The following is an 11,165-nucleotide window of genomic DNA, read 5'->3' as shown; positions in this document are numbered from 1 at the left end:
TAACCAGTGAACTCCTTCCCTTGATCATAAAAGCCCTATTCAGTTTGAGGTTGATTAAGTAGAGCCGTTCTAGGGAATTCGCGATCGCTTGTGATCAATTTTTAATCGTCTGAAGTTTTATCAAAGGAGTGCAGTAGAGTTGAACGCATATTTATAGATGACAACCTTTGGATTGCCTAGCGTCCGGTGAAATTTATGACATTTAATATTGCTGCTTTAGGATTACCTGTACTCCAGAATGGGTCTGAAGGGCCAGCAGTGGGGGCTTGGCAAAGCTTTCTCAAAGGAGCCCAGTTTGCGCTCGGAGCAGTAGATGAAGACTTCGGCGGGCTAACCGATACAGCAACTCGCAACTATCAACAAAAGAATAATCTGCCTGTCACAGGAGTCGTGGACAAGGTTACTTATGCTCTAGCACTCCAGCAAGGCCTGTTATTTAAAGTGCCGAATTTCTCTGCCTCTCTACTGCTGGATTACCTCAACTTTGGCATAGCTGAGGTCAAGGATTTGCAAAAGAGCCTCAACGCGATCGCCCAACTGAATCCTCCCCTCACCGTGGATGGCGATTTTGGAGCTTTGAGCAGCAAAGGCTTAGCCCAAGTCTATAAACAAAGGGATGTCCGGTTTCGCGATGACTTGCAACAGCGGTTAGCAGCCACGACCCAGCAAAAACTGGGGACAGATCTCAATGCGGCGATCGCCTTGATTGATGACTATGCCAAAAAGTTGCGCTTTCGCTTAAGTGGTCCCCATTGGGTGAAGTTTTTCTTGGCAACTAATTCCATTGAAGATTTAGCTTCCCCGTTTCGACAGCGAGTTCAGGCCTTTGAGAAAGCCTTGCGAACAGCAGGGGCAAAAATGGAGATTACTAATACGCTGCGTCCCCCGGAGCGCGCTTACCTGATGCATTTTGCTGCCAAAATTAGCCGCTCTCAAATTCGGCCTCAAGATGTGACCACCATGTTGGGGGTAGACATTGACTGGGTGCATTACACCAATGCTGGCTCTGTGCAAGCGGCTCAGCAAATGATTGATGCCTACGGAATTGGTACTAACCCTGTAGCTTTGCGATCGCTGCATACGCAAGGCTTGGCGATCGATTGGTTCATTAGTTGGGAAGGGACACTGCAAATCAGAGACAGCAGCGGTCAACTAGTGAGTATTGCTGCTCCTCGCGATGGCGAGAATCCCGCTTTGATGAAAGTTGGAGCTTCTTATGGAGTGTATAAGCTGCTAGGCGACCCGCCGCACTGGTCGGTCAACGGCGGCTAGACCGCAGAGATAAATTAAGTCAGAAATAAATCAGCTGTTAATCCGAAACCAAAATAACTATTAAAACTTTAGTCAATCTAGCTAAAGTATGTTTCGTATGCGGATGCTTTAAATTGCTCCTATACCCTAAGATAGATGACACTGGTTTCACCAAACTGAAAGGGCACTTCAAAGGCTGCATTAAGTATGTAAAATTACGGGAATGGGTCACTTACTATAAAGTGCCCTCAATCTCAGCCATACTATTGCATCGCTCCTCTACATCCCTGACAGGCAAAGCTGAAGGCAGTAATGTCAGCTCACCTAATCTCCCCTGGAAGCGCATTAATGGAGAAGTCTTCAAGTCCTGTACAGGCATGGGAACAGCACCGCAACCAAGCGATCGCTTGCTACGGTAAAAATCAATTTCGGGAATACCTAACCCTCTCTGAGCAAAACCTGGAATTAGCTAGAACTTTGGGTGACACGCCCAAGGAAGCGATCGCTCTGAATCAAGTCGGGTTAGCGCATATTCGGTTGTGGCAACCGCAGCAAGCTTTGCAATTTCTTCAGCAAGCTTTAGTGCTGCAACGCGCCTTAGGCCAACCCCAGTTGGAAGTCCAAGGAGAGTGTTTTCCGCAAACCGTGGTTTTACCTTTGTTTGGCCAAGCGACCACGCTCAACAATATTGGCTCTGTTTATAGCCAGCTAGGAGAACCCCAACGAGCTTTAGAGTTTTTCAACCAAGCTCTTGCGATCTTTCGAGAATTGGGCGATCGCCGAGTTGAGGCAGTTACCTTAAACAGCATTGCCTTGGCTTACATTCGCTTGGGTCAGCCGAAGCAAGCTTTACTGTTATGCAACCAAATCCTACCGATCCGGCGTGAGTTGGGCGATCGCGCTGGAGAAGCAGCAACGCTGAATAATGTCGGCTTGATTTACAGTGACTTGGGTCAGCCCCGCAAAGCATTGCAATATTTCAAGCAAGCACTCCTAATTCAAAAGGAATTAGGCGATCGCACTGGAGAAGCGACAGCCCTCAACAACATTGGCTCTGTCTATAGCGATTTGGGTGAGCCTCAGCGAGCTTTGCTGATTCACAATCAAATTCTGCTGATTCGACAAGACTTGGGCGATCGCTTTGGCGAAGCTACCACACTTAATAACATTGGCTTTGCCTATCGCGATGCAGGTCAGTTACACCAAGCTTTAGATCTCTATCACCAAGCCCTGGCAATTCGGGAAACCCTAGGCGATCGTCCAGGACAAGCCACCACCCTCAACAATATTGGCTTTGCCTACCGAGACCTGAAACAACCTCAGCGATCTTTGGATTTTTACAATCGAGCCCTGATCCTCTATCGAGAATTAGAGGATCGCCCAGGCGAGATCACAACTTTGGCGAATATTGGGGCAATTTGGGCAGAATTGGAGCAGTCAGACTGGGCCAAAGACTTCTATCAAGAAGCCCAGATACTGGCAGAAAAAATTGGCAATCTTTTCTTACTCGATTGGATTCAGGTGCTCAGAGCAGCCAATCCCTAACCAGACTCAGCAGAGGCATGGTGACACATGCCTCTATGGCTACCACCGACATTGTCTCTAGTTATACCAACTTGCTCTATGTCTAAGGCTAGTGGCAGGTCAACACTTATAATTAATAAAATTTGCTAAAGAATCACATTTGGTGCCTAGTCTGTAAATTAAGATACAGAATATAGTTACGTTCATCTCTCTTGGTGTCTCATTTATTGCTGAGTTGGCTATTTCGCCATCGAGAGGGACGGAAGTAGGGAGCCATCCCGAAGGAACGCGCCTCATCCTAACCCCATTAAGCAACGAAGTTAGAGGCGAAAAGCATGAGACTGTCATACCGTGGTGCTCAATACGAGTCTGAGCTACCTACCTTTCAAATGTTGGAAGGAGATGTCGTAGGAAAATATCGTGGACAAAACCTGCGGCTGCAATATCCTTATCCGAAGCACATTCCCGTGCCTCAAACTCCTTTGGACCTAAAGTATCGAGGCATTGCCTATTCCACTCATCGCCCAATGCAAGTGGAGGATTTAATTGCATCTCAGTCCGCAACGGCTGCTAGCCAAGTCAACCCTCTGCAAAATGTACGACAGCGGGTACTGAAGGAAGTTGAAGAGACGCATCGGACAAATATTTACCGTAGCCTAGAGCGACGCTTGCAAGTTGCTAAAAATCTAGGAGATCAAAGGTTGATCGGTATGTTAGAGTCTGAACTTCAACAAATTGTTTAACCAATCTTGAGCCGACTTAATCAGAGCCTGGAGTGTGCAGCTTCAGGCTTTTTTAGTGGGTGCTCCATCAAGCTAGGTTCTTGATCGCAGCCTGAGCTTCTCGGCGTAACCCTGTAGCAATTCTGAATAACTCCTGCCCCGTGTGCAAGTAGTGGTCGTCGTAATTGAATGTAAACCGCTCTAGCTCCTCTAAACCGTCACTCACCTGGTTTAAGCAGTGATAGAGATGAGCCGCTACACCCGCTACGTTAGGAGGATTGGGCATGGAGCGAAAAGTTCTTTGAGCTTGGCTCAAATCAGTATGGGAATCTTCCAAATACTCTTGGAATCCTTCCATCAATTCATCATCAAAAGGATCAGCTGATAGCTCATCTATTTCTTCAGCTAAGGCTCTGAGAATTCGAGATAGCAGTCGATTCACAGGTGTATAAACTTGATTCAGCCATAGCTGTAGGTGTTCATCCGCTGCTTGACCAGTAGGGTACTGTTCTCGATAACGCTTCTGCACTTCGGCAGCTCGTCTTTGGCGATCGCCAGGAGACATTCCCTCCGTGTCAAATCTGGTGCCGTATAACCGATGAGCCAGCTCTTGATCATAAGACTGACGACGCTGCGGATCGCTAAGAACTTCATAAGCGGCGTTGATCCGACTAATCTGCTCGTGGTCAGTGACAGCCCGATTACTATCTGGATGAAATTGCTTCGCTAGGCGGCGATAGGCTTGCTTAATTTCTACCTGAGTCGCCGCCTGAGGAATATCCAGCGTGTCGTAGTGATTGGAATTTCCCATAGGGCTATTTTAGCTTGCAGCCCTACATTGCTTGGGATGTAACTGGAGCCAAAAAACAGCTTAAGTAGCTGCTGTCGAGAGACTGGGTTCCAAGTCTTGGAACAGGGGTGTGCTCAAATACCGCTCTCCAAAGCTCGGTTGCACCATGACGATTAAGCGTCCTGCATTTTCCGGTCGCTTACCAATCTGAATTGCTGCGTAGAGGGCCGCTCCACTCGAAATTCCTGATAACAAACCTTCTTCGCGAGCTAAACGGCGACCATAAGCGATCGCATCCTCATCAGCAACGGCAATCACTTCATCGATCAAGTCAACTTTGAGGACTTGAGGTACAAAGCCAGCCCCAATACCCTGAATTTTGTGTGGACCTGGTTTGCCTCCAGACAAAATAGCACTGTTAACTGGTTCCACCGCGATCGCCTTAAAACTAGGTTTGCGCTGTTTAATCACTTCTGCGACACCAGTCAAAGTACCCCCCGTACCGATCCCAGACACTAGGAAATCTACTTCGCCATCCGTGTCCTGCCAAATTTCTTCTGCGGTGGTTTCCCGGTGAATTTGAGGATTCGCAGGATTGCGGAACTGCTGCAACATATAGGCATTGGGTGTAGAGTCAACAATCTGTTGCGCTCGGCGAATACAACCGCCCATCCCTTCAATACCAGGCGTCAGTTCTAATTCCGCTCCATAGGCTCGCAGCATGGCTCGTCGCTCCGAACTCATGGTTTCTGGCATGGTCAAAACCAAGCGATATCCTTTAGCGGCGGCTACCATCGCCAAAGCAATACCCGTATTTCCCGAAGTTGGCTCAACTAAAATAGTTTTGCCCGGTGTAATCAATCCTTCCCGTTCTGCTGCATTGATCATATTGACGCCAATCCGATCTTTCACAGACGACGCCGGGTTCATGCCCTCCATTTTGACCACAATGCGAGCTAGGCATCCCTCGGCTTGAGGAACACGGTTGAGCTGCACGAGAGGAGTGTGACCAACCAATTCTGTAACATCATGAGCGATACGCATGGCTTAACTCTGAGGTTGACGTAGGAGTGGACTAAAGAACTGAAGTAGAAAGAGCAAATATTAGCAGTGCTAACCTGGATAACTCAGCAAAGCAATATTCTTGACTAAAGCTTGAATTAAGCTTTTGGCCTTATTGCCTGAAGTAAGCAACAAGAGCTTCTGTAGAGTTTTAGATGTAATACATAATGTCCAATTGCTGCCGCGAATCTCGCCGTTCCGCTAGGTCTTGAAGGGTATAGCCGTGGAGCACAGCGTCAGCAGCCTGTCGCGATTCTTGCCAAATGTCCCAGATGACTGAACTTTCCACGGTTTTGGTTGTAGAACCATTCTCCATTGGTTGAGTGTCCAGCCCTTCAATGCAGTTTAAGGCTTCTAAAAGTGTAATCTTCCAAGGTTCACGAGCCAGTAAGTAACCTCCCTTGGCTCCTCTTTGACTGCGAACTAGGCCACAACGTCTAAGGGTTGCTAGCAATTGTTCCAGGTAGCGATCAGGAATGTTTTGCTGAGCTGCAATCTGCCGAATCTGTAAAGGCTCACTACTACCGTAATGAGCTGCTAGTTCCAATAAAGCTAGCAAGGCATATTCACTTTTACACGAGAGTTCCACAAGCAAAGTAGGAATAGAGAGCAACTAACAAGGCTTAATATCCTTACATTATACCCCGGTTCTCCACTGGGGTTTAGAGGTTTAAGTAATTGCAATAAAAAGGCCCCGCATATCAGCGAGGCCACTCAAAACAATTTCAGCCTACCCAGGAATTACTAGAACTTAAAGGTAGTCCGAAGCGTACCAACGTAGATGGTATCGTTAGCATCGTTATGCTCAGGATTAAAGATCACAAGCAAACCAGGAGTGATGTCGATATTGTCGTTGACAGGATAACGATACAGCGCCTCTAGATGGAGAGAGGTATCGGCATCGTCAGCGCGATTGCCATCAACATCGGTTAGCTTAGGTGGCATACCAACAATGACACCAAGCAGTGACCCTTCTTTACCTAAGTCAGTGAAACCTACATTCGCTGCCCAGTTCCAGATTTCTGCATCGCTACCCTCAAGCGCACCAGCTTGGGCATGAGCTTCAGTGTAGCCAACCCAACCCCCTAGAGAGATTTTAGAACCAAGACGGAAGTTAGCTTCAACGCCAAAGTTGTCAGTTGCGGTGGCAACGTTACCAAAAGGTCTTCTCGCAAGGCGGCTACCTGTTGAAGAAGTGACGTTAACTAGTGGTACCAGCTCACCGTTTTCATCAAGTTCGACTCCAAATCCTGGGTCGTAGGCCCGAACATACGTAAAGCCTAAACTCAGGGCCTCAAAAGGACGGAACGCAACTTGAGCCAATGCTGCATTAGGACCGTCAAATAATCCTGCCTTTTCACTAGGAGTTTGAGGATTATCTGCTAGGTAACCTAGTGATACAGAGACTGCTTTGCCAAAACCAGTGTTTACAGTAAGACCTGCTCCACCCGACCCTTGGCGGTAAATTGGGTTGAAGCGCCCAAACCGAGAGATCGAACCACTACCACTGCTGGTAAACAGGGGGTTAATGGTGTCGATGTTCTCATAGAACTCAGCACCTGTAGCGTCAAGAATAACGTTCGTGTTGTCTCCTAGAGGGAAGCGGTAGAACAACTTTTGAATGTTAACGTCATTTTCGCCTTCACCATCAAAGCCCAAACGGGTCATGTTGGTGCCAGTTCTATCAGTGCCGTATTCGGGCACGTTGACTGCTTGCAAACGAGTTCTTAGGCGATCCTTACCGGTGAAGCTGGTATCTAGATTGAGACGAACGCGATCGCTCAGAGCAGTTTCGTCATCTAGCTCTGCACCACCTGGCCCTTGATCACCAAAAGCATTGGTGACAGCGAAAATAGCTTCTCCAGTGAGCTTGGTAGTGGTGGAGAACTGGTTCGCTTCTAGTTCAGCCGTGCGAGCTTCCAATGCATCTACCCGACCGCGCAACGTAGCGAGTTCAGCAGAGAACTCCTCTTGCAACCGCTGTAGAGTCGCTAAATCTTCTTTGCTAACCAGGTCAGCGGTACCTGCCGCAATCAATTCATTGATCCGGTCTAAGCAAGAATTAACACCAGCTGCAAACTCATAACGAGTCAGGGCGCGATTACCCCGATAGGTGCCATCAGGATAGCCAGCGATACAGCCATACCGCTCAACCAAGGATTGCAATGCTTGGAAAGCCCAATCAGTAGGTTGGACGTCAGAGAGCTGAGATACTGAAGTAACCTGAGCCAGCCCGTTATCGCTGGTTTCTACAGCGATGGGTTGATCCAGAGAAGATACAGAGGTAGGGGCAGTCGGTGCTTCAGAAGCGATCGCAGAAACAGAAGCGACCAAGGTAGCACCCAAAACTGCTGGAGCAATCAATAAAGAATTCCAGAAAATTTTAGACATCAACTTCCACGTCCTCACACCAAATTAGAACGGTCTCAGTAGACCAAGCAGAACTCTAAGAGCAAAATTAGCACTCTTAGATTGATTTTTATGTTCTTTAAAGCACATCCACACTTAGAGACCACTTAATCTAAGTAGCCTATCTAAGTACTCTACCACTAAAGGTAGATTAGTAAAGTTTGGAAGAAGACATAAAAAAAGCCCCACTAGGCGGTGGGGCTAATCATTAGCTGATTAAGAGAATGAAAACTTCTCTTCTTCGGCTTAGAACTTGAAAGTGGTTCTTACAGTACCGATGAGGATGTCATCGTTAGCTTCGTTTTGACCAGGAGCTGTAATCCAGATTACACCTGGGGTAACGGAGATGTTGTCATTCAACTGGTACTTGTAGAAACCTTCTAGGTGCAGGGAGGTGTCATCTTCGACATCATTGTTCTTGCTACCCAAGTAAGGTTCAACACCAGCAACTAGGCCGAGGAGGTTGCCCTTCTTACCAAAGTCAGGCAGAGCCAAACCTAAACCGTAGTACCAAACATCACGGCTATTTTCCTGTAGGTTGATCACATTGGTGTAACCGAAGAAGCCGTTGATAGCCAAGGCATTACTAACCTTAAACGAGGCTTGCGCACCATAGGAGTTGGTAACTCTGGGGCCACCATCAGATCCACCACCGTTTGCCAGGGCATTACCTGTGACGGTTTGGGTAGCGCTACCCAAGTTGAAAATAGGTGTTCCGGTGTTGTGATAACCGTGAACATAGGTTAAGCCCAACTCCAGATTGTCGCCAGGGGAGAAGGTTAACTGACCCAGAGCAGCATAGTTACCATCGAACAAGCCGTTCTTCTCAGAGGGGTTAGCAGCATCAGGACCACCTAGGTAGCCAAGGCTAAGAGCGATAGCATCACCAAATTTGGTGTTGATACCGACACCTGCTCCTCCACCAATCCGGTAGATGGGGCTTTCTTGACCAAAGGCAGAGAGCGCACCATTACCGCCGTCATAGTCTTCTAAGTAGGGATTGGTAGTGCTGTAAACATAGTCACTGTGAATTCCACCCGTACCTGCTAGGTAGACATTGATATTGTCTCCTAGAGGGAAGTAGTAAGACAGCCAGTCTAGAACGATGTCATTGTTGCCAGTGTTACCGATGTTAAACTGCTGTGTTCCCTCAGCTGTTACAGCCTCAACAAGCCCATTGGTATCCAAATCTGATGAGAAGCCAGTCGCATTACCAGCAGCAAGACGGGTGTGGAGGACATCTCTACCCGTGAAGCTGCTTTGCAAGTCAAGACGAACCCGATCTTGCAGAACAGGGTTGTTGGAAACACTTTGGTTGAACTCATCAGTAACCGCAAAGATTGCTTCACCAACTAGCTTAGTAGTGGTGGAGAACTGATTAGCCTCCAATTCAGCTGTGCGAGCTTCTAGAGCATCTACACGGCCCCGGAGTGTAGCTAGTTCAGCAGAGAACTCTTCTTGCAGGCGTTGTAGGGTAGCTAGGTCTTCCTTGGTAACTAGGTCAGCAGTACCAGCCGCAATGAGTTCGTTAACGCGGTCCATGCAGGAATTTAGACCAGCTGCAAACTCATAACGAGTCATTGCCCGGTTGCCACGGTAGGTACCATCGGGATAACCAGCAATACAGCCATACCGCTCAACCAAGGATTGCAGTGCTTGGAAAGCCCAATCGGTAGGTTGAACGTCAGATAGTTGAGAAACAGAGGTAACTTGAGCAACAGAATTCTGTTTGCCCTCGTTGGTGTACTTGTTAACTTGATCGAGGGAAGAAGTGTTGGCTGGAACTTGCGCAATCTGAGTAGGCGCTTGCGCTTGGCTAGGAACAGTCGCAAAAACGGGGCTTACTTCTGCTTCTGGAGCTGCTGGCTGAGCAGAAACAGCTACGGGAGCCAAATCTTGAGCTGCTGTAACTTGGGGTTGAGCTGCTTCAGCAACTACTCCAGCTTCTGCGGCGATCGCACCTGAAGAAACTGCTAAAACGGTACCCAAGAGAGCAGGGCTAACCAATAATGATTTCCACAGAATCTTTGACATTCTTTTTGTTCTCCTCACACCTGCTGTAGGACGACTAAGCTAAGCCATCTATCTACTAGTCTACGATAGAGACTCACGACGTTTCGTAATTGTTCCCAAGTATTTTGAAATTAGATCTACCAGATCTCTCAAAATGGTTGAACAAGGACCACGATCGTGTGTCTTAGCTTACAGTTTTAGCAAAAACCAGCGGATTCTTCAATTCAACGTTAACTTTATCAGCCGAAAATTGTCGAGAACTTTTGAAGATTTCCTAACTTGATATGGAAAGACGCCTAGGCTGCTATGAATTACTACTAAAAAATATAAGCAGTTAAGACGGTAGATTAAATGTGAGAAATCTGTTGAGCTAGATCAAAATCCTTCTGAGTCAGTCCACCTGAGTCATGAGTTGTTAGGGTGATTATGACTTTGTTGTAGGAGATTTCCAGGTCTGGATGATGACCCGCTGTTTCAGCAGGCTCAACCAATTTATTGACAAAAGCGATCGCCTCAACGAAATTTTTGAACTTACGAACAGACTGAAGAGTTTTTCCCTCAACGGCCCAACCAGAAAGTAGATGAGCCTGTGCTTGAATCTCTGCTTGGCTTAGTAGTGGAGCCATACCTAACTCCTCGTAATGAGAAATCTGATGGTTTTCAATAAAACCGCTCTAAGATTTTAGACAAGTTAGACAAAAGATTTACTTCAGCAAAGTTGGGTTGATGTGTCGCTGGGGTTCCGAACTTTGCAATACTAAGCTGCGATCGCAAAAACTTAGATCTAAGAAATTAAATAACCATTTAAAAAACTATCCGCTCTCACTAGGTAGGCGCTTTGAGAAACTCATTGCAGCCGTAGACTGAGAGCGGTGTAGCGGGTCTTCAGATTGAAACCAGACTGCCGGGAGGGACTCCCTGTCAGCCTAGTAACTTAAAGTTACTCAGTTTTTCTAGAGACTAGATCAACTGTGGCTAACTGTTAGAGAACAGCCCCGGCACGCAGCCGGCTAACTTCAACCTGACGACCCAGGCATTTACTACTATCTTGCATGGGCATCACCTCCTTTGGTCCCTAAGCGGATTAATTCTTAGAAGGCAGAGCTTAAAGCTCTGGGTGCATTCACCTTTAGCTAAGATAACACACGAATTCAGAGATGTGTGTCTACAAAAAAGCCCTTATCTAATTAAAGATAAGGGCTTCGGTTTAGCTAGACCAAAAACGGCTCAGCTAGCATTCAGAAACACAATTACAGAGCATTACCACGAGGTAGTACTTCTTCAGGGAAGACAAAGTTTTCGTGTGGCTGATCTTGAGGTGCCATCCAAGCGCGGATGCCCTCGTTCAGCAAGATGTTCTTCGTGTAGAACGTCTCAAATTCAGGGTCCTCCGC

At 47.2% G+C, this 11,165-nt stretch carries 9 protein-coding genes, 1 pseudogene and 1 riboswitch; of the genes and pseudogenes, 3 read left to right on the top strand and 7 right to left on the bottom strand.

What is annotated here, in order from left to right; genetic code table 11:
- The first annotated feature begins 195 nt into the window (after positions 1–195).
- The 3 genes from H6F72_RS07665 (at position 196) to H6F72_RS07655 (ending at position 3,518) form a co-directional block, all read left to right on the top strand.
- Entirely contained in the window at positions 196–1,272 is a 1,077-nt protein-coding gene (locus tag H6F72_RS07665) for a peptidoglycan-binding protein (protein ID WP_190433425.1), read from the top strand.
- A 327-nt stretch (positions 1,273–1,599) separates the two neighbouring features.
- Positions 1,600–2,796, top strand: coding sequence for a tetratricopeptide repeat protein (locus H6F72_RS07660; RefSeq protein ID WP_190433423.1), 1,197 nt, complete (start codon positions 1,600–1,602; stop codon positions 2,794–2,796).
- Between the two features lie 177 nt (positions 2,797–2,973).
- Positions 2,974–3,068: riboswitch (Glutamine riboswitch) on the top strand.
- A gap of 42 nt (positions 3,069–3,110) precedes the next feature.
- A complete protein-coding gene (locus H6F72_RS07655) occupies positions 3,111–3,518 on the top strand; it encodes a DUF4278 domain-containing protein (protein ID WP_190433421.1) in 408 nt (135 codons plus the stop codon).
- A 67-nt stretch (positions 3,519–3,585) separates the two neighbouring features.
- Here the strand turns inward: H6F72_RS07655 and H6F72_RS07650 are convergent, their stop codons facing one another.
- The 7 genes and pseudogenes from H6F72_RS07650 to H6F72_RS07620 all read right to left on the bottom strand — a co-directional run.
- Positions 3,586–4,308, bottom strand: coding sequence for a J domain-containing protein (locus tag H6F72_RS07650; RefSeq protein ID WP_190433419.1), 723 nt, complete (start codon positions 4,306–4,308; stop codon positions 3,586–3,588).
- A 60-nt stretch (positions 4,309–4,368) separates the two neighbouring features.
- Complete coding sequence (gene cysK / locus H6F72_RS07645) at positions 4,369–5,331, bottom strand: cysteine synthase A (protein WP_190433417.1); 963 nt, start codon at positions 5,329–5,331, stop codon at positions 4,369–4,371.
- Between the two features lie 169 nt (positions 5,332–5,500).
- On the bottom strand, positions 5,501–5,938 hold the full coding sequence (locus H6F72_RS07640; protein ID WP_190433415.1) for an Rrf2 family transcriptional regulator: 438 nt from the start codon (positions 5,936–5,938) through the stop codon (positions 5,501–5,503).
- 155 nt (positions 5,939–6,093) lie between these two features.
- Positions 6,094–7,740, bottom strand: a complete 1,647-nt coding sequence (locus H6F72_RS07635; protein ID WP_190433413.1) for an iron uptake porin — start codon at positions 7,738–7,740, stop codon at positions 6,094–6,096.
- Positions 7,741–8,004: 264 nt separating this feature from the next.
- Positions 8,005–9,792, bottom strand: a complete 1,788-nt coding sequence (locus H6F72_RS07630) for an iron uptake porin (RefSeq protein ID WP_190433411.1) — start codon at positions 9,790–9,792, stop codon at positions 8,005–8,007.
- 326 nt (positions 9,793–10,118) lie between these two features.
- Positions 10,119–10,397: a 4a-hydroxytetrahydrobiopterin dehydratase gene (locus H6F72_RS07625; protein ID WP_190433409.1), complete on the bottom strand. Its 279-nt coding sequence runs from the start codon at positions 10,395–10,397 to the stop codon at positions 10,119–10,121.
- Positions 10,398–11,021: 624 nt separating this feature from the next.
- Positions 11,022–11,165: pseudogene (locus tag H6F72_RS07620) on the bottom strand (photosystem II protein D2); the annotation flags it as partial.

The sequence above is a fragment of the Trichocoleus sp. FACHB-46 genome, assembly GCF_014695385.1.
Lineage (GTDB): Bacteria > Cyanobacteriota > Cyanobacteriia > FACHB-46 > FACHB-46 > Trichocoleus.
The sequence above is the reverse complement of the archived record's forward strand: the minus strand, read 5'-3'. Positions and strand labels throughout refer to the sequence as shown.